Here is an 18,882-nt window from a genome sequence, read left to right as displayed (position 1 = left end):
ACATTAAAATTTGTTTTTCTTTCCTGTCGAAATAACCACATCTGCTGTATTGTATACCGATGAACCAGGAGGAACGCTTTTTGTTAGCCAAACGTTACCTCCAATAATACTGTGGTGCCCTATGACAGTCTCTCCGCCTAATATGGTAGCCCCGGAATAAACCACTACATGGTCTTCTACTGTAGGGTGCCGCTTGGTGTTGGCCATGTTTTTATCCACACTAAGTGCACCCATAGTAATACCCTGATATAACTTTACATGTTTCCCGATTTTGCAAGTTTCCCCGATCACAACTCCTGTTCCGTGGTCGATATGAAAATACTCGTCAATATCTGCACCGGGGTGTATATCAATTCCTGTCTTGGAATGAGCATATTCAGTAAGGATTCTTGGTAGCAAGGGAATATTCAGCAGATATAATGCATGAGCTAAACGGTAGAATGAAATAGCATAGAAGCCCGGATAAGCCCTGATCACTTCGAATTCACTTTTCGCGGCCGGGTCTCCATCAAAAATTGCCTGAATGTCTGTATTAAGCACACGGTATATTTCCGGGATCTGTGCGAAGAAGTCTTTCGATAACTTTTCGTGGTCGCAAAGATCACAGGCTTTAGTGGCCACCATGATTTTCGAAAGTTCGTCTTCAAGCTGTTGGAAGTGGTTTTTCAGCTCTTCGATGGAATTTAAAGGCCGTTTGGACAGTTCAGGGAATACCAGACGGATCAGATCATTAGCCCAACGCGATATTTCCTTGTTAGAAGGAACCTCATCTGCATCCTGCTGCTTTTTAAAAATATGCCTGAAAAAATCCTCGTTCATCGTAAGTAGCTGGATGTGATCTTGTGTTGGTGATTATGCAAGTTTAATAAAAAGAATGTTTACGCTTTGTAAAAAGGTAATTGTGGATCAAGAATCTTAACGTCTCAACTTAGGGCTTAAAATGGGCCAGGAGTTTTAAAAGGTCTTCCGGTGTGTCAATGGCCTGGCTTTCTTTGTCCGTTATCGCTACCTTGATTCGATAGCCATTTTCTAACCAGCGCAATTGTTCGAGTGATTCCGCTTTCTCGAGAGAGGATATCTCCAGTTTAGTTATTTCTGATAAAATTGCGGCCCGGTACCCGTATATACCGATATGTTTATAAAAGGTATGCTCCTTTAGCCAATTTTTTTCGTTTGACGAACGAATAAATGGAATTGTATTCCGGCTAAAGTATAGGGCCTCCATATTCTTATTGAAGGTTACTTTTGGGGTGTTTTGGTTAAAGAGCTCCGTTGGGCTTGTTATTTTCTTAACCAGGGTGGCTAAACTGGCGTTTTCGTCATTAAAGCAGCTGCATAATAGGTCGATCTGCTGCGGGTCAATCATTGGCTCGTCGCCCTGAATATTTATACAGATATCGAATTCTGGAAATAAGCCAGCCACTTCATTGCATCGGTCGGTTCCGCTGGGATGTGTTGCTGAAGTCATCACTGCTTTGCCGCCGAAACTTTCTACGTGCTGCAAAATACGCTGGTCGTCTGTAGCAATAATAAGTTCATCAAGTCTCGACGATTGGCAGCATTGCTCATAAACACGCTGGACCATGCTCTTACCGGCGATGTCTGCTAATGGCTTTCCGGGAAACCGTGTGGATGCGAAACGTGCGGGTATGATTCCAAGTATCTTCATCCTAATAAACTTTACACCTGACTAGAAAAGACCATTTATTTCGCGCTCTATACTGTTGATTACAAAACCCAGGTCTTCGGGGTTATTCGCAAAATCCAGTTTGTCTTTATCAAGAATAAGCAATTTGCCTGCGGTGTAGGAATCTATCCATTTCTTGTATTTTTCATTAAGTTTTGATAAATAGTCCAGTCGGATCCCAGCTTCATATTCACGTCCTCTTCTTTGGATATTATTTACCAGGGTTGGAACCGACGCCTTCAGGAAAATCAGTAGATCCGGAGGTCTTATGAACGAAGTGATATTTTCAAAAATGGAAGTGTAATTATCATAATCGCGGGAGGTCATTAATCCCATATCATGCAAATTTTCAGCAAAAATATAGGCATCCTCGTAGATAGTTCGGTCTTGAATTATATTTTTATTGGTTTGCTGAAGCTCCAGAATCTGTTGGAAGCGGCTGTTAAGAAAATAAATCTGGAGATTAAAACTCCATCTTTTCATATCGCTGTAAAAATCTTCCAGGTAAGGGTTGTTGTCAACAGCTTCAAACTGGGCTTCATAGCCCAAATGCTTGGCAAGCAATTCTGTAAGGGTAGTTTTGCCGGCCCCAATGTTTCCAACGATAGCAATGTGCATGGTGTTAAGATATGTGCAAAGCGGCAGGCGCCAAGCGAGTTTGAAAATACAAATTGTTTTTACTCCGGCAAAATCCTAAAAACTTTTAAAGCCGATGATTTCCCGGACTTGCCGGATGGTTTTAGAAGCACTTTCGCGAGCCTTTATAGCCCCAAAGCGGGCGACTTCTCTTAGGTAGGTATCGTCAGCCGCAATTTCCCTGATCTTCTCGCGAATAGGGGTGGTGGCAATAATCATATCCTCAGCCAGTTGTTTTTTGAAGTCGCCATATCGGATCTGACAGTTGTTGTACTGATTATCAAAATGAGAATAGGTGTCTGGGGCCGAAACGATTTTAAGGAGATCAAACAAGTTTTGAATTGCCTCAGCCTTAGGCTGGTTTTCTTCCGTTGGACCGCTATCAGTTACAGCACGCATTACTTTTTTACGAATCACCTCGGGTTCATCAGAAAGAAAAACCGCATTGCCTTCACCCTCAGATTTACCCATTTTACCCTTGCCGTCCAGACCGGGTACTTTGAGAAGTTTTTCAGTAAAATTAAAAGCAAATGGTTCCGGGAAATACTCTTTATTGTACAAGCGGTTAAAACGGTTTCCGAACGTTCTGGCCATTTCGAGGTGTTGTTCCTGATCTTTACCGACAGGCACTTTTGTAGCTTTGTGTATAAGGATATCTGCCGCCATAAGAACCGGATAGGTTAGGAGGCCAGCATTTACATTGTCGGGGTTCGCCCGTACTTTATCTTTAAAAGACGTACTTCTTTCCAATTCGCCCATGTAGGCGTTCATATTCAGATATAAATAGAGCTCAGAAATCTCAGGAACATCCGATTGGACATAGATGGTAGCTTTTTCCGGATCAATGCCGGCAGCGAGATATTCTACTAACACCTGTTTGACACTGCCATGAAGATCATGCGGAGTAGGATGTGTAGTTAACGAATGATAATCGGCAATGAAAAAATAGCACTTATATTCATGCTGCATCTGCACAAAATTTTTCACAGCTCCAAAGAAGTTTCCCAGATGTAGTTTTCCAGTACTTCGGATTCCACTAACGACAGTTTCCATAATAGGGGCGAAAGTAAGGATTTTTTCTATAACGGCTCAACATGCCATGCTTTTCAACCCGGTTTAGGTATTCTTAGAGAATTGTCTATTTTTGATGCAGGATGAAAAAGATTCTTAAGAAACTACACCTCTATTATTTTCTAATCCTGCTTTCGCTTTCTTTCATCGCTTTATATCCTTTCATCTATCTTTCCGCCCGTAAACCAATTAAATTTAAGAGTTTAAATAGCCTTAGATGGGCATTCAGTCTGGTTAGTACTACACTTTCGGGTATTTTTTACAGATTCTCCTTCGAAAAGGAAATCGATTGGGACAGGACCTATATCATTTGCGGCAATCATACATCCAATCTTGATATTACAGCGGTCATTTTGCTGGTAAAAAAAAATATGGTCTTCATGGGAAAGGATGAACTGTTAAACAATTTCATAACGTCGATCTACTTCAAGACAATAGACATACCGCTTAACCGCGATAGTAAAATGTCGGCCTTCAGGGCTTTTAAAAAAGCGGAGGAAAGTATAAAAGAGGGGAAAAACGTCGTGATTTTTCCAGAAGGCATGATAAGCGGGAATTACCCTCCCGAACTTCAGCCTTTTAAAAACGGTCCGTTTAAACTTGCGATTGAACACGGAGTGCCAATCTTGCCTATAACTATTTTTAATAACTGGGAATTGATGTGGGATGACGGAGCCAAATATGGAAGTAAGCCAGGAATTTGTGATATTTACATCCACGCTCCCATAGAAACATCGGGCCTGCTTCAAACAGATGCTGAAAGTCTAAGGAATGAGGTTTATGAATTGATGAAAGAGCGCCTTAGCAGTGGGGAGCAAATACCTAATGGAAAGAAAAAGGGATGAAGATAGATTTTGATATATTGGAAAAGGTGGCTCATCTGGCAAGGCTGGAAGTAAAAGATGCCGAAAAGGAAGGACTGCTGAAGGATATGAACAATATTCTTAGTTTTATGGATAAGCTAAATGAGGTTAATACTGATAAGGTTGAACCTCTGGTATACATGAACGAAGAATTTAATGTACTTAGAGAGGATAAAATCATACCAACTATAAGCAGGGAAGAAGGACTAGCGAATGCCCCGAAAAGCGACGGCAAATACTTTCGTGTAGCGAAAGTGATCAATAAGCAGTAATTTTAGTCAGGCTGTAACAAGGGGACTTACAGCTGGTCTAAAAAGAAAACCTGCAAAGCAGGCCGACGACAAAATATAAAGCTTAAACAGGCTTCATTTCCGTCAGAGCAAATAGAGCAAATAGTATTTAAAGGAAAAATATGGCGCAAGAATCTCTAATAACATTAACAGATATCGGTAGGAAATATGTTATCGGGGCTGAAACCATACATGCTCTAAAATCAGTTACCTTAACAATTAACAAAGGCGAATTTGTAGCATTGATGGGCCCTTCCGGCTCCGGCAAATCGACTTTAATGAATATCTTAGGTTGCCTTGATACACCCACAAAGGGAGTTTACATCCTGAATGGGAACCGCGTCAGCGAAATGACAGACAGTGAACTTGCCGAAGTAAGGAACAAAGAGATTGGATTTGTGTTCCAGACTTTTAATTTGCTTCCGCGCTCATCATCTCTGGAAAATGTTGCATTGCCGCTTGTTTACGCAGGGATTGGCCGGCAGGAAAGAGAGGATAGGGCTCAGCAAACTCTCGAAAATGTTGGTCTCGGAAATCGTGTCCATCATAAACCAAATGAACTTTCCGGAGGGCAGCGTCAGCGGGTCGCTGTAGCGCGTGCTCTTGTAAATAATCCCTCAATCATTCTTGCCGATGAACCTACAGGCAACCTCGACACAAAGACTTCTGTAGAGATAATGGGGCTGCTTGAAGAGATTCATTCTAAAGGAAATACAATAATCCTGGTTACACATGAGGAAGACATCGCACAGCATGCCCATCGCATTGTTCGTATGCGTGACGGTTTGATTGAAAACGACTATCAAAACGAGAACATTAAGACAGTTTCTCCAAGACTCGAGAAAATGAAAATTTCAGGGTCGGATTTTGAGAAGATTGAGTGAAGCCAGAGGTCGGAAGTCCGAAGTCTGATGTCGGAAATCTAATACAGCGCCTTTAATTTTAACCCCCATCTTTTTTTAAACCTGGAAGTCTCAGACCTCAGACCTCAGACTTCAGACCTCAGTTATCCATGAAAATATATACCAAAACCGGAGATAAAGGCCTTACTTCTTTAATAGGCGGTACCAGAGTGCCAAAGTATGATCTAAGAATAGAGAGTTACGGAACTGTAGATGAACTCAATTCATACATCGGCATGATCCGGGACCAGAAGATTGACGATCATTACAAAGAAATCTTGAAAGAAATTCAAGACAGGCTTTTCACAATCGGAGCTGCTCTTGCATCGGACCCTGTTAAATCAAAAATGACTATTCCCGACCTTAAAAATGGGGATATAGAAATACTTGAGAATAATATGGATCAGATGAATGAGGTCTTGCCAGATCTGAAGCATTTTATTCTTCCCGGCGGCGATCAGGCTGTATCTTTTTGTCACATTGCCCGCTGCGTTTGCCGCCGTGCTGAACGTATTACTGTACACTTGAGTGAAGAAAGCTTCGTGGAGGAGAAAGTTATAATCTACCTAAACCGACTGAGCGATTTTCTTTTTGTGCTTGCGCGAAAACTGGCTTTTGACAGTAGTTTGCCCGAAAACATATGGATTCCAAGAGTTTAGGTAACATGTTAGAAAATAATTAATAATCTTATTTAAATTATTATACTTTTGCACAAAAAGTATAAAACAAATTCTAAGAATATGTATTGGACATTAGAATTAGCGTCGCATTTAGAGGACGCGCCATGGCCGGCTACAAAGGACGAACTTATAGATTACGCGATCCGTTCAGGCGCTCCTGTTGAAGTTATTGAAAACCTTCAAGCTCTGGAGGATGATGGAGAACCCTATGAAAACATCGAAGAAATCTGGCCAGATTACCCAACTAAGGACGATTTCTTCTTTAACGAGGACGAATATTAGACCTTCATCCCGCCCTGGCGGGATTTTTTTTTAATTAATAAAGCGATTTTTTTACCTAAGTCAAACAATCGGTACGGTTTTAGTATTAATGGTATGAAACTTAAACTATATTAATTAACTAAAAACTAAAAACTATGGGTAATTTACTTTATTTGATCGCAGTTATTTTGATTATATTCTGGATCTTTGGAGCGTTCATTTCACCAATGGGTGGAAACTTAATTCACATTCTTCTGGTTATCGCAATCATCGCGATCTTGCTTCGCGTAATTCGTGGAGGAACGGTCTAACAAATAAATTTAACTGCACTCGTTTAAACGGGTGCAGTTATTTTTTTGAGTTTAAATACGATTCTGCAACGAGTATATCTTCAGGAAACGTTATTTTTAAATTGCTGGTTTCACCTTCGATCAGAAGGATATTGACTCCAGTCTTCTCCACCACCGAGGCATCATCGGTGAATTCCACATCATACTCTTGTAAATAAGCTTTTTTAAGCACTTCGCTTTTAAACACTTGGGGTGTTTGAATAAGAAATATGTTTTGCCTGTCAACGAAGACTGAGCCCTTGTCTGTTTGTATCCGCACTGAATCCCGGCTTTTTACAGCGGGTACTGCATTGCCCTGTTCTTCGGCCTGCCGATAAGCTGAATCAATCAGTTTCACGCTTACACAGGGTCGTACAGCATCATGTATGGCTACTATGCCCGGTCCTTTAATGTATGCAAGGCCGTTTCTTACAGAATGGAAACGTTGTTCGCCACCGGCTACTAATGTATGCGGTATGGTGAAATTATTCTCCTTACAGAGTTCTTTCCAATAGTCGTGTGTGTCAAGATTCAACACCACGATGATTTCCGGAGAAATAGGAGTGGAGTAGAAGGCCTTTATCGTGTGCATCAGAACTGGCAAGCCATTCAATGGAAGGAATTGCTTGGGAATTTCAGATCCCATACGAGTTCCCGAACCGCCACCAACGATTATCGCATAATATTTTACAGCAGATATTTTTTCAATCATCCGGCTATAAATAGATTAAAAGAAATTAATGCAATGCTAACTTATATAATCAGCATGGCATCTCCATAGCTGTAAAAGCGATATTTTTCTTTTACCGCAATTTCATACGCTTTCATCACATGGTCATAACCGCCAAACGCAGCAACCATCATCAACAATGTTGACTCCGGCGTGTGGAAATTCGTGATCATTGAATTGGCTATGCTGAACTCATATGGAGGGAAAATGAACTTGCTGGTCCAGTCATTCGCTGGTTTAAGTTCTCGTCCAGCAGAAACAGCGGATTCAATCGCACGCATGGATGTTGTACCAACAGCACATACTTTATGTTTATTTTCGATTGCAGTATTTACCAGATCCACAGCTTTCTGTTTAATGATGAACTGCTCTGAATCCATTTTATGTTTCGTTAAATCCTCAACTTCAACAGCGCGGAAGGTACCAAGTCCGACATGTAAGGTAACTTCTGCAAAATCTACACCTTTTAGCTCAAGGCGTTTCATTAATTCACGGCTAAAATGCAGGCCTGCCGTTGGAGCTGCAACTGCTCCTTCTTCTTTAGCGAAAATTGTCTGATAACGTTCTTTATCCTCTGCCGTTGCTTTACGTTTAATATATTTTGGAAGCGGAGTTTCGCCTAATATCTCAATGTTGCGACGGAATTCGTCGTCAGTACCGTCAAAAAGGAAACGGATGGTGCGACCGCGTGATGTAGTATTGTCCACTACTTCCGCAACAAGCAAATCGTCATCTCCAAAATATAATTTATTGCCCACACGGATCTTACGAGCAGGATCAACTAATACATCCCAAAGACGAAGCTCTCTATTTAACTCACGTAATAGAAAGACTTCAATTGTAGCACCCGTCTTTTCTTTGTTTCCATATAATCGAGCAGGAAAAACCTTCGTGTTGTTAAGGATCATCACATCCTTATCTCCAAAATATCCTAAAACATCCTTGAAAATTTTATGCTCAATAGCGCCGGTTTTCCTGTCTAATACCATTAAACGAGCTTCGTCGCGTTGTTCAGAAGGATTATGAGCTATTAACGATTCGGGTAAATCAAATTTGAACTGGGATAATTTCATACTTTCTTTTGAGTGAATTTCAGGGCGCAAATTTAAGAAAATAAATGGGAAAGAGCAATTACTTCTCGTCCAGGCTTCCTTCGCGAATTAAAATTTCTCAATCACATTCTACCTGTAACCTTTTTAATTAAATTTGGTCTAAACGGGAATATGATATTTCTTAAACTTCTTAAAGAAAGCTTTCTTTTTGCTTTTGAGGCACTCAGGCAAAATAAGCTGCGAACCATTTTATCATTGTTAGGAATAACAATTGGTATTATGACTATTGTGAGCGTTTTTTCGGCCGTGGATACGCTAAGGAACAATATCCAGAGCAGCGTCGAGAAATTAGGAAGTAATACCATCTATATTCAAAAATGGCCATGGACGGGCGGCCCGGATTTTCCCTGGTGGAAATATATAAGCAGGCCGCAGCCTTCGCTTCGCGATTATGGAAAACTAAGCGAGCGGTTGCAGGGAGCGGAAGGTATTTCTTATGAAATTGGGATAGGAAACCGAACTATTAAATACAAGAACAATAGTATAGAAGGCGCTCAAATTTCGGGAGCTGCCCATGACTATTACAAAGTTTGGAAGTTCGACTTTGAAGCCGGGAGATATTTTACCGATAGTGAGTCTAAGGCCGGAAGGCCGCTTGCCATCATTGGGTTTCAAATTGCCGAAGGATTATTTCCAAATGTAGACCCTGTGGGTAAGGTAATAACCGTGTTGGGAAGAAAAGTCACCATCGTTGGTGTGTTTAAAGAAGAGGGGGAGGACATGCTCGGTGTTTCCGCCGATAAAACCGTGCTGGTTCCGCTCAATTTCGCTAAGGCAGTAATAAAAGTTGAAGATGAAAGATACAATCCTCAGATTACGGTTAAAGGGCGGGAAAATGTAAGCGTAGAAGAACTGGAAGCAGAACTAAAGGGAACATTAAGATCAATTCACCGTCTTAGTCCCAGTGATGATGACGATTTTTCGCTTAATAAAACCACTATTCTGACCGCTCAGTTGGATCAACTTTTTGGGATCATCGACTTTGCGGGTGCTTTCATCGGTGGGTTTTCAATTCTGGTAGGTGGGTTTGGGATAGCAAATATCATGTTCGTATCAGTTAAAGAGCGAACGAATATCATCGGGATACAGAAATCCTTAGGCGCGAAGAACTACTTTATCATGCTTCAATTCCTGATCGAATCGGTCATGCTATGCCTGATGGGGGGAGCGATAGGGTTGGGGATTGTCTTTATCCTTGCTTTTGTATCCAAATCATTCTTTGACCTCACTATAGTTGTAGATATCAGTAAGGTTATCTTAACCATTATCCTATCAACAGCAATTGGTTTGATCTCAGGATTTATACCAGCTTATATGGCGTCGAGATTGGATCCTGTGGAAGCTATACGAAGCAAATAAGTATTTGACAGTTGAGAGTTGGCAGCGTTTTGAAGGCGTACGCTTGCAGTTGAGCGGGTGGCGCTATTTTAAGCTTTAGCGAAGAAGAGCAATTAAATAGATGGAACGGTCAAAGCAGCAATGCCTCTTTTAATAACCTGCCTTTGTCAATGGGTACCACGCCTACCTGTTCGCACACTAATCCCCCTGCCAGGTTTGCAATTGCTGCAGATTCAAATTCATCTAGGCCCGCAGCGAGACATACTGCAGCGGTGGCTATCACCGTGTCGCCGGCCCCTGATACGTCAGCGATAGTTCTAATGTGAGCCGGAAGAAGCTTATGTTCTTTTGCTGTACTTATAAATACCCCATGTTCGGAAAGAGTAAGCATGATACTTTTCACATTAAGTTTTTCCCGTAGCAGATCTACTGTACTTTCTATTTGAGTGATACTAAATGGATCAACCTCGGTTTTCAGTCCTTCCCTTAATTCTTTAAGGTTTGGTTTGAATAAAGTGACATCTTTATAAAAGAGAAAATTTCTCTTTTTCGGGTCCACTGCTGTAATAATGTTTTTCTGGTTAGCCAGGTTGACTACGAAAGTAATAAGCTCTTCTGAGATCAGACCTTTATCATAATCTTCAAAAATGATTGCATGTATGTTCTGTTCGGTAATGATATCCGCAATCCGTTCCTGAAACAGTCGAACGGAATCTGTCGGAATATTTGTGTCAGTTTCAGCATCAACACGTACAATGTGCTGATTGTGTGCGATAATTCTGGTTTTTACGGTGGTAGGCCGGTCTCTGACAGTTAAAATCCCTTCTTTTGAAAGATGGGCATTATCCATGAGACGGCTTAGTTCCATACCTTCCTGATCATCACCGATCACAGCGCAAATTATTGGATTTGCGCCTAAGGACTGAACATTTAAAGCCACGTTTGCAGCGCCGCCTAGCCTATTTTCTTTCTTTGTAACCTGTACTACTGGTACAGGTGCTTCAGGAGAGACCCGCTCGATCTTGCCCCAAACATAGCTGTCCATCATAGCATCTCCGATAATCAGGATATTCAACGAATTAAATTTTTCGAAGATGCTATGCATGTATGGATTATTTATCCTGTAAAAAGTAGTGTAAGAATTACTTCAGCGCTCCTAGTGCTTCTTTTATACGTTTCATCGCTTCGATCAACTTTTCATTCGCTGCTGCATATGAAAGACGGATGGAATTCGGATCACCAAATGAATCTCCACTTACGGTAGCCACATGACCTGTATTAAGCAGATATAAGGAAAGATCTTCTGCGTTTTTAATAATTGCACCATCAGGGGCAGTTTTCCCGAAAAAAGAGCTTACATCAGGAAAGAAATAAAATGCCCCCCCTGGAAGGTTGACTTTCAGACCCGGTATTTCCTTTAGCAGACCGTAAACAAGATCCCTGCGTTCTTTAAATACGGCTTTCATCTCTCTTACCGTATCAAGCCCTCCTTCGTAGGCCGCAATACCTGCTTTCTGCGTTATGGAGCTAGTCCCCGAAGTGATTTGACTCTGTAGCTTATCGCATGCAGCCGCAAGTTCTTTATTAGAGGCCGAATAACCGATTCTCCAGCCAGTCATTGCGTATGCTTTTGAAAGTCCGTTGATAATGATAACACGATCTTTTATACTGTCGAATTGCGCTATTGACTCATGCTCATTCAGGAAGTTGATATGTTCATAAATCTCATCAGAAATGATATAAATCTGAGGGTATTTTTCGAAAACCTTAACAAGAGAGGCGAGTTCATCGCGGGTGTACACACTTCCTGTCGGATTATTTGGTGAAGAGAACATGAATAACTTAGTATTAGGAGTTATTGCAGCCTCAAGTTCCTCAGCGGTTATTTTAAAATCACTTTCTAGTGTAGTGCTTATAAATACGGATTCTCCTTCTGCAAGCTTTACTAGCTCAGAATAAGAAACCCAATATGGTGTAGGTATAATAACTTCATCACCTGGATTGACCACACAAAGTATGGCGTTTGCCAATGATTGTTTTGCACCGGTAGAAACAACAATCTGGTCGAAATCGTAATCAAGGTTATTTTCGCGCTTTAATTTTGCAGCGATCGCTTTCCGCAGTTCAGGATATCCCGGAACAGGAGTATAATAGGAGAAATTTTTGTCTATAGCTTCTTTAGCTGCTTTTTTTACGAAATCGGGGGTGTTAAAATCTGTCTCCCCTAAACTAAGGCTGATTACATCCACGCCTTTTGAAGCTAATTCCCTGCCCATTTTTGCCATCTTTATTGTGGCGGACTCGGATAAATTGTTGATCCTGTTTGATAATGTGTTCATAATTAAGGCAAATATAGAAACCTGATGAGCGAATGCAAAGTTTAAAGAGAAATGAGTTATAAATTTCGAATTTTATAAAAATTCCACTCTTGTATTGCCTAAATTTGCCCGGATTAAGCTTCTGTATTGCAAAGTCCTAAAAAAGTAATCCTGGTTTCCCTCGGTGTCGGTACGTTGCTGATGCTTGCCAAATTTGTCGCGTATTTTATTACTTCATCAAATTCTATACTAACGGATGCTGCAGAAAGTATAGTCAATGTTCTGGCCAGTGCTTTTGCCTTTTATAGCATTTATCTCGCGTCCCAGCCACGGGATATAAATCATCCGTACGGACATGGTAAAGTCGAGTTTTTTTCTGTATTCGTTGAAGGGACACTCATTGGGATTGCGGGAATACTGATTATTTTCAAGTCGGTTTACAACCTGATCTACCCGCATGATATCAACGAACTTATTGCCGGTACCGTAATAATTGCTGGCACTGGTTTTATCAATTTTGTGCTGGGATATTATCTCATTGAACAAAGCAAAAAACACAATTCAATTACACTGTTTGCTGATGGAAAACATTTGCAGGTAGATGCTTATACCAGTGCCGGACTTGTCGCCGGACTATTATTAATCTATTTCACAGGATTGAATTACTTAGACAGCGTATTGTCTATAGCGATAGGCCTGTTTATTATATACAGCGGCTATAAGCTGGTGAGGCGGTCTGTTTCAGGATTGATGGATGAATCCGACTTTGAAACTGCTGATGAGGTTATTTCTATTCTGAACTCCAATCGAAAGGACAGCTGGATTGATATGCATAATCTCAGGACACAGAGGTATGGTCCAGACATTCATATAGATTGCCATCTTACCTTGCCATATTATTTTGATCTCAATAAAGTTCATGAAGAAGTATCGGAAGTAGATGCGATGATGAACAGTAAAGTAACTTCCTCGATCGAATTTTTCATCCATGCTGATCCCTGCGTCCCTGAATGCTGCCATTACTGCCGGATGGAATCCTGTCCGGTACGGTCTGCACCCAAAACGCGTGATATATTATGGACGATTGAGAACGTTACACGTAATATGAAACATTTTTCTGATGATGTATAACTTTAATGTCCGTGTTTATGGTCTGCTCATTAATGAAAAAGGCCAGATATTACTAAGCGATGAAGAGGAATATGGATTCCGTTTCAGCAAGTTTCCGGGTGGGGGCTTAGAATATGGAGAGGGACTAATAGATGCACTCAAGAGGGAGTTTATTGAAGAATGCAATACGGAGGTAGAGGTTCTGGAACATTTTTACACGACAGATTTTTTCATAAAATCTGTGTTCAATGAAAGCCAGGTTATAAGTGTTTATTACATCGTTAAGCCGATTTCAGAGCTTGTACTGAATTTCAAAGAGAATATTTTTGATTTTGATGAAGAGGGGGATCTCTTACAGGCTTTTAGATGGAAAGAAGTTACTGCACTTGAAATTGAAGATGTTACCTTCCCAACCGACCAAAAAGTGATAGAACTATTAAAAAACAAATGGCAGAAAGATCGTTAGCAGAACGCGACCAGGCGGTGATCTGGCATCCCTATACACAAATGCACAATGCCGCGCTTCCCATACCTATAGTTAAAGGTGAGGGCATTTATCTGATAGCGGAAGATGGGAGGAAGTTTATAGATGCAGTTTCTTCATGGTGGGTAAATATCCACGGACATGCGCATCCATATATTGCGGAGAAAGTTGCTGAACAATTGCGCACCCTGGAACATGTAATTTTTGCTGGTTTTACCCATCCTTCAGCAGTAGAGCTGGCCGAAAGGCTTCTGGCTATTCTTCCTGACAATCAGAAGCGAGTTTTTTATTCTGATAACGGCTCAACCGCGGTGGAAGTTGCCTTGAAAATGTGTCTCCAGTACTGGAGCAATTTGGGCCAAGCACGGATGAAGGTACTTGCTTTTCATGATTCGTATCATGGAGATACCTTTGGTGCGATGGCTGTAAGTGCCAGAAGTGCTTTTACAAGGCCATTCGAACAACTGCTCTTCGAAGTAGATTTTATTGAACTGCCGAATGCCGGCAATATTGAAGTTCTCAAAGAGAAGCTGAGCAGCCTTGCACCGAATCTTGCCGCTTTCATCTTTGAGCCTTTGGTGCAGGGTGCAGGAGGCATGAATATGTACGATGCTGAATACCTCGATGAACTTTTAAGACATTGTAAAAATGAAGGTATCCTTACAATTGCTGACGAAGTAATGACCGGTTTCGGCAGAACAGGAAAGCTGTTCGCTTCCAGCCATTTAAAAGAGCAAGCTGATGTGATGTGCTTTTCAAAAGGGATAACAGGCGGAACTATGGCACTGGGCTTAACTACATGCACCAGCAAAATCTATGATGCTTTCTTATCAGACGATAAAATGAAAACGTTGTTCCACGGTCATTCTTTTACCGCTAACCCGGTGACCTGCTCAGCTGCCCTGGCAAGTCTCGACCTACTTCTTGAACCTAAAACCCTAAGTGATATAGGCAGGATCGAAGAGCAACACGGGCAATTTTTAAAGCACATATCTAATCATCCCAACGTTAAAACTGCACGACATACAGGTACTATTCTGGCCATTGAATGGGAAACCGGTAATGATACTTCATATTTCAACAGCCTGCGTAATGATCTGTATAATTTCTTTCTGGAGAACGGGATCGTTCTTCGCCCATTGGGTAACATCATTTACATAATGCCGCCATATTGCATCACAAATGAACAGCTGCAGTATATTTACACGCAAATCGAAAAAGCCCTGGAACAATTTTAAGATGGATTTTAAACAATTACTTAACGGAATAGTAGCCGATACTGAAAAACACGCGAAGTGGCTCAATACTTTGTCGCTAATGGAAAACACAGGTGCCCGCAAAATTTCCGCAAGCGAGCATAAAACTGACGTAACACTAATCATTCTTAAACATGCTGCTGAAGAACATCGACATGCTTTCTATCTGAAAAAGCAAATATCAAAACTCGGCGCTGGCTTATGTCCTAATTATTCCGACGAGTATTTACTGGCCACGCACGACAGCCGGTATTATTTGAATATGCTTGACGTACAGGTTTGTAAATACCTTAAATCTGAATTGAACTTATCTGGTAACGAGTTGAAATTCGCTGCCTATCTGCTGGTCACTTATGCTATCGAAGTTCGTGCTGACGAGTTATACCCGGTATATCAGGAAGTGCTCGATTCAAATGGCAGCAAAGTAAATGTCAAATCAATTATCCTTGAAGAAGAAGGGCATTTAGAGGAGATGCTGGTTCAACTGAAAAATTTCTCGCCGGAATGGGAGAGGCATGCGGGAAGGGCTGTTGAATTTGAGGATATGCTTTTTAGGAAGTGGCTGGTGGGGTTGGAGAAGGAGATTAGTGTGGAGTAAGGAGCGAAGAACAAGGAGTAAGGACAGTGGGTCTTTATTTATTTAGGCTCCACAGTTTCACTACTACATTGTATTCTCAATTACGTAGGTTCAGTCCTTGTTCCTTGCTCTTTGTTCCTTATTCTAATTAATAGTCCAGATACTCCTGATATACCCTCTGCATATAAGCTTTCCCGTAGCGAGTAAGTTCGACGTCACTCTGAGTATTTGTTGAATCTCTTCTCAGAATAATCTTTTTCCCCACATTGTCGAAAGATATAACCTGTTCTCTGGTTGCGAAGCCGAAGCCATTATCCCAGTTAAAAAAGGCAAAGCCTTTAGTAGCAGGGTTGAGAAGGTCCTTGCTCCACTTGTACCTTGAATGATCAATGCCTAACTGGCTAAGTAATGTGGCAGCAAGATCAGTCTGGCTTCCGGTTTTATCGATTCGTTTACCTCGGAACTCAGGCTTTACGACATCCCCAAAAAAGAGTAAAGGTATTTGGTAGCGCTTAGCTTCGTACTCCGTAGTGGAGCCAGGGAGACGGTGACTATGATCTGCAATCACTACAAACAAGGTGTTTTTATACCAGTCCTTCTTTTTTGCTTCTTTAATATATGCACCGATACAGGAATCGGTGTAGAAAAATGTGCTCCTGAATTGATTGTCAAGATCCTCGCCTTTAAAGCGGGGAGTGCCTGGCACTTCAAAAGGCTCATGGTTGGTAAGTGTTAGAATAGTAGAAAAGAAAGGTTCTTTCGACTTGTCTAAATCCATCGCATTCTTTCGGAATACCATATGGTCAAAAGTTCCCCACTTAGAATTCATATCTTTTTTCTCAAAAGAATGCTGATCTACAAGTTTGGAATATCCATGACTCAGGATGTAGGACTTCATATTAAAAAATTCACTTTCGCCTCCATAGTAAAAAGAAGTGCTATAGCCATTTGCCCCCATTTCCTGAGCTATGGAAGGCAATTGTTCTTGTTTATCATTTTGCTTCATAATAGACCGGATAGCCTGGGAAGGAAAGGCACTTAAAGTTCCTATGAGTCCCTTGTCAGTCCGTCCGGCAACGGCATACAAATCTGTAAAAAGTACCCCTTCCTTACTAAGTGCGTTCATGTTGGGAGCTACTCCTTTTTCTCCGCCAAGGTTTTCAATAAGAGCGCTGGTAAAACTTTCTACAACGATCAATACGATATTAGGCCTGGTGCTCGTTAATATGGGCACTGTTGATCGGCCCGGCTCCGGGAACAGTTCAGCGACAATGCTAATAGCTTCTTCAGGGGAATAATACTTATAGGGATTTTTAGTAGAAAATTTGTTACTAATGATGTCTTGCAGCAGATTCCATTCCGTGTTGACGGCTGCATGATTCAAAATCGGTTGCGTGGAAAAGTAAGCCATACTCTGGTTGGCCGGAGTTAACTGCCAGCCTCCGCGTGCGACCAGTACAAGCAGCACAATAGCAAAAAAACTCCCTCCAATCTTATATCCTAGAGGTTTGTCTCGGTCGTATACCTTATAGCTAATTAGTAAGTTCGATAAAACGAAGCCTGTCGCAAACAGCAAAATCACAATAAGCGCCGAGAATAATATGGGTTGTGACGCACTCGAGGCCATCGCTTCTGCAGGCGAATTAGTGGCCATATCAACCGCCCTGTAGTTAATCTTTGTGCCCCATTCCCGATATAGATTCCAGTTAAATCCGCTAATTAAGACAAAGATTATCAGTAAGCAAACAACGAATATTTTTCCAGCCAGGACTGGAAAAAAGCTGCGTTTTATAAAGAGGAAGATAATGTAAAATACAAGTGGGATTGCTGAAATATAAGCGACCATTGCCGAGTCTAGTCTTAAGGCATACCAGAAAGTAGCAGCTTTTTCTACTAAGCTTACCTGGCTTAATTGCTCCGAAAAAAAGATAAGGAAGACAAGTCTGTCGATTGCGAAGAAAAGTATCCAGAAAAAGTAAAAGCGGAAAAAAACGAGAAAGCTTTTTAACATCGGCGCAAGTTAGGAAAATCGGGGCTTAGTTAAAAAAGCTTGTTAATCCTCCGCTTAGTTCAGGATGACGGGTCTAAATACGGGACTGGAGATTTCTTGGAGCGAAGGCAACTTCCCTACAGATTAATGCGTTCGGCACTCCTCGAAATGCTTTCCTATTAAAGCTTGGGCTTGTTTTAATGAGAAACGTCGTTACGCCGATCTGTGGAAGGCGTTTTAAGGCGAATGAAAAATAGGATTATTTTTTAAAAGTAATTTTTATCTTTAAGTAACTAATCCCATTATTAAAAAATTAAACATAACCCAAGGAGACGATTTTTAACACAATGAACGAAAGCCTCTTAGACCTTTGGTGTAAATATTTGGCGGAAAACCAGGCTACGATAGCAGGCAAGATTACTGACTTGCGTGAACGTTACGATCTTACCCAGGAGTGGGTAGCAGAGCGTGCTGGTTACTCTGTTCATCAGTACAAACGTTTTGAAAATGGTGAGAGGAAAATCGAACACGAGGATATTGCTAGAATAGTACCCGTAATTTTAGCACATGCGGAATCATTGAAGTCGCCCTTGGAAAGAATAAAGCGAAAATTTACCCGCCCTTTCAAGGTTTTCTATTATTATGTTGTAGGGTTTTTAATAAACCATTTCCCCGATTTCAGCCGAGTTATCTTTACCAGGAGTTTCCGGTTATTTACAGTACTGGTGATAGTCAACGTATTGCTCCTAATTTCAATACTTAACGGTTCAGGATATAATATAGGGTATGCAATTGGAATAATGATGAAGGAGATGCAGCTTTTTATTGCCGGTATACTCTAGTTGTTTCAAGATTGGGCAGGTACGCACATTCGTGTTAAAATGGGATCTGCTTAAAAATATGTAATTTTTAATTATGAAAAGGCTCGCAAAACATGGTTGGATCGATATCGCAATCAGAAAAAATAAGGGACTTTTAATACTGATTTGCGAGTCACGCGAGCAGGCAAAGTATTTCTTCAGTTTCCTTAGTATGTGGTTATGGGACTTTCGGATGAAAAATGAAAAGGACCGGTTTGAACTTAAACTTAGGGTTCACCGGCAAGGATTTCAAATTATTTCTTTAACCCCGGATCATCCGAGTTTTCTCCTTACAAAGAATTTTTTAGGAACAATTAATAGGTTTACCACCGGATGTTTGTTGCCAAACGGACAATTAGGCTATTTGAAAGAAAGTACACCATTATAT

The 18,882-nt window shown here is 41.1% G+C and carries 22 protein-coding genes; 13 read left to right on the top strand and 9 right to left on the bottom strand.

Going from position 1 to position 18,882, the window contains the following annotated elements; translation table 11 throughout:
* Nucleotides 1-3 precede the first annotated feature (3 nt).
* The 4 genes from epsC to trpS all read right to left on the bottom strand — a co-directional run bounded on the left by epsC (nt 4) and on the right by trpS (nt 3,376).
* On the bottom strand, nt 4-819 hold the full coding sequence (gene epsC / locus WBJ10_RS08150; RefSeq protein WP_424289130.1) for a serine O-acetyltransferase EpsC: 816 nt from the start codon (nt 817-819) through the stop codon (nt 4-6).
* 109 nt (nt 820-928) lie between these two features.
* Nucleotides 929-1,669 (bottom strand): 3-deoxy-manno-octulosonate cytidylyltransferase, encoded by a 741-nt coding sequence (kdsB, locus tag WBJ10_RS08145; protein WP_424289128.1) that lies wholly within the window; start codon nt 1,667-1,669, stop codon nt 929-931.
* A 21-nt stretch (nt 1,670-1,690) separates the two neighbouring features.
* Nucleotides 1,691-2,305: a deoxynucleoside kinase gene (locus WBJ10_RS08140; protein ID WP_424289126.1), complete on the bottom strand. Its 615-nt coding sequence runs from the start codon at nt 2,303-2,305 to the stop codon at nt 1,691-1,693.
* A 75-nt stretch (nt 2,306-2,380) separates the two neighbouring features.
* Nucleotides 2,381-3,376, bottom strand: coding sequence for a tryptophan--tRNA ligase (trpS, locus tag WBJ10_RS08135; protein WP_424289124.1), 996 nt, complete (start codon nt 3,374-3,376; stop codon nt 2,381-2,383).
* Nucleotides 3,377-3,477: 101 nt separating this feature from the next.
* Between trpS and WBJ10_RS08130 the strand changes: the two genes are divergently transcribed.
* The 6 genes from WBJ10_RS08130 (at nt 3,478) to WBJ10_RS08105 (ending at nt 6,701) form a co-directional block, all read left to right on the top strand.
* Entirely contained in the window at nt 3,478-4,239 is a 762-nt protein-coding gene (locus WBJ10_RS08130) for a lysophospholipid acyltransferase family protein (RefSeq protein WP_424289122.1), read from the top strand.
* Nucleotides 4,236-4,529, top strand: coding sequence for an Asp-tRNA(Asn)/Glu-tRNA(Gln) amidotransferase subunit GatC (gatC, locus tag WBJ10_RS08125; RefSeq protein WP_424289120.1), 294 nt, complete (start codon nt 4,236-4,238; stop codon nt 4,527-4,529). Before WBJ10_RS08130 ends, gatC begins: the two co-directional genes overlap by 4 nt.
* A gap of 140 nt (nt 4,530-4,669) precedes the next feature.
* A complete protein-coding gene (locus WBJ10_RS08120; protein WP_424289118.1) occupies nt 4,670-5,431 on the top strand; it encodes an ABC transporter ATP-binding protein in 762 nt (253 codons plus the stop codon).
* Between the two features lie 128 nt (nt 5,432-5,559).
* A complete protein-coding gene (locus WBJ10_RS08115; RefSeq protein ID WP_424289116.1) occupies nt 5,560-6,108 on the top strand; it encodes a cob(I)yrinic acid a,c-diamide adenosyltransferase in 549 nt (182 codons plus the stop codon).
* 81 nt (nt 6,109-6,189) lie between these two features.
* Entirely contained in the window at nt 6,190-6,411 is a 222-nt protein-coding gene (locus WBJ10_RS08110; RefSeq protein WP_002996718.1) for a DUF2795 domain-containing protein, read from the top strand.
* Between the two features lie 134 nt (nt 6,412-6,545).
* The gene (locus WBJ10_RS08105) at nt 6,546-6,701 is read left to right on the top strand and encodes a lmo0937 family membrane protein (protein WP_139377382.1); all 156 of its coding nucleotides are present in this window, start codon (nt 6,546-6,548) and stop codon (nt 6,699-6,701) included.
* A 37-nt stretch (nt 6,702-6,738) separates the two neighbouring features.
* On the opposite strand, the gene WBJ10_RS08100 is transcribed toward WBJ10_RS08105, so the two are convergent.
* A complete protein-coding gene (locus WBJ10_RS08100; protein ID WP_424289110.1) occupies nt 6,739-7,431 on the bottom strand; it encodes a 2-C-methyl-D-erythritol 4-phosphate cytidylyltransferase in 693 nt (230 codons plus the stop codon).
* 41 nt (nt 7,432-7,472) lie between these two features.
* Nucleotides 7,473-8,522, bottom strand: coding sequence for a tRNA preQ1(34) S-adenosylmethionine ribosyltransferase-isomerase QueA (gene queA / locus WBJ10_RS08095; protein ID WP_424289108.1), 1,050 nt, complete (start codon nt 8,520-8,522; stop codon nt 7,473-7,475).
* Nucleotides 8,523-8,672: 150 nt separating this feature from the next.
* Between queA and WBJ10_RS08090 the strand changes: the two genes are divergently transcribed.
* Complete coding sequence (locus tag WBJ10_RS08090; RefSeq protein WP_424289106.1) at nt 8,673-9,920, top strand: ABC transporter permease; 1,248 nt, start codon at nt 8,673-8,675, stop codon at nt 9,918-9,920.
* 109 nt (nt 9,921-10,029) lie between these two features.
* On the opposite strand, the gene WBJ10_RS08085 is transcribed toward WBJ10_RS08090, so the two are convergent.
* Nucleotides 10,030-11,004 carry a bifunctional heptose 7-phosphate kinase/heptose 1-phosphate adenyltransferase gene (locus WBJ10_RS08085; protein ID WP_424289103.1) on the bottom strand — a complete coding sequence of 325 codons (975 nt, stop codon included), beginning with the start codon at nt 11,002-11,004 and terminating at the stop codon, nt 10,030-10,032.
* Between the two features lie 37 nt (nt 11,005-11,041).
* On the bottom strand, nt 11,042-12,238 hold the full coding sequence (locus WBJ10_RS08080; protein WP_424289101.1) for a pyridoxal phosphate-dependent aminotransferase: 1,197 nt from the start codon (nt 12,236-12,238) through the stop codon (nt 11,042-11,044).
* A gap of 126 nt (nt 12,239-12,364) precedes the next feature.
* On the opposite strand from WBJ10_RS08080, the gene WBJ10_RS08075 reads away from it, so the two are divergent.
* Genes WBJ10_RS08075 through WBJ10_RS08060 form a run of 4 tightly spaced genes read left to right on the top strand, consistent with a single transcriptional unit; the run spans nt 12,365 to nt 15,665 of the window.
* Complete coding sequence (locus WBJ10_RS08075; protein WP_424289099.1) at nt 12,365-13,348, top strand: cation diffusion facilitator family transporter; 984 nt, start codon at nt 12,365-12,367, stop codon at nt 13,346-13,348.
* The gene (locus WBJ10_RS08070; protein WP_424289160.1) at nt 13,341-13,793 is read left to right on the top strand and encodes an NUDIX domain-containing protein; all 453 of its coding nucleotides are present in this window, start codon (nt 13,341-13,343) and stop codon (nt 13,791-13,793) included. The genes WBJ10_RS08075 and WBJ10_RS08070 overlap by 8 nt, the downstream gene beginning before the upstream one ends.
* A complete protein-coding gene (bioA, locus tag WBJ10_RS08065; protein WP_424289097.1) occupies nt 13,775-15,049 on the top strand; it encodes an adenosylmethionine--8-amino-7-oxononanoate transaminase in 1,275 nt (424 codons plus the stop codon). Before WBJ10_RS08070 ends, bioA begins: the two co-directional genes overlap by 19 nt.
* Nucleotide 15,050: 1 nt before the next feature.
* Entirely contained in the window at nt 15,051-15,665 is a 615-nt protein-coding gene (locus WBJ10_RS08060) for a hypothetical protein (protein WP_424289095.1), read from the top strand.
* Nucleotides 15,666-15,792: 127 nt separating this feature from the next.
* Here the strand turns inward: WBJ10_RS08060 and WBJ10_RS08055 are convergent, their stop codons facing one another.
* Complete coding sequence (locus tag WBJ10_RS08055; RefSeq protein WP_424289093.1) at nt 15,793-17,655, bottom strand: LTA synthase family protein; 1,863 nt, start codon at nt 17,653-17,655, stop codon at nt 15,793-15,795.
* 326 nt (nt 17,656-17,981) lie between these two features.
* Here WBJ10_RS08055 and WBJ10_RS08050 point away from each other — a divergent pair, with 326 nt between their 5' ends.
* Both WBJ10_RS08050 and WBJ10_RS08045 read left to right on the top strand, forming a co-directional pair.
* Nucleotides 17,982-18,476 (top strand): helix-turn-helix domain-containing protein, encoded by a 495-nt coding sequence (locus tag WBJ10_RS08050; RefSeq protein WP_424289091.1) that lies wholly within the window; start codon nt 17,982-17,984, stop codon nt 18,474-18,476.
* A 73-nt stretch (nt 18,477-18,549) separates the two neighbouring features.
* On the top strand, nt 18,550-18,882 hold a 333-nt coding region (locus tag WBJ10_RS08045; protein WP_424289089.1), incomplete at its 3' end, for a hypothetical protein.

This window comes from Daejeonella sp. (assembly GCF_049655485.1).
In the GTDB taxonomy this organism is placed as follows: domain Bacteria; phylum Bacteroidota; class Bacteroidia; order Sphingobacteriales; family Sphingobacteriaceae; genus Daejeonella.
The sequence above is the reverse complement of the archived record's forward strand: the minus strand, read 5'-3'. Positions and strand labels throughout refer to the sequence as shown.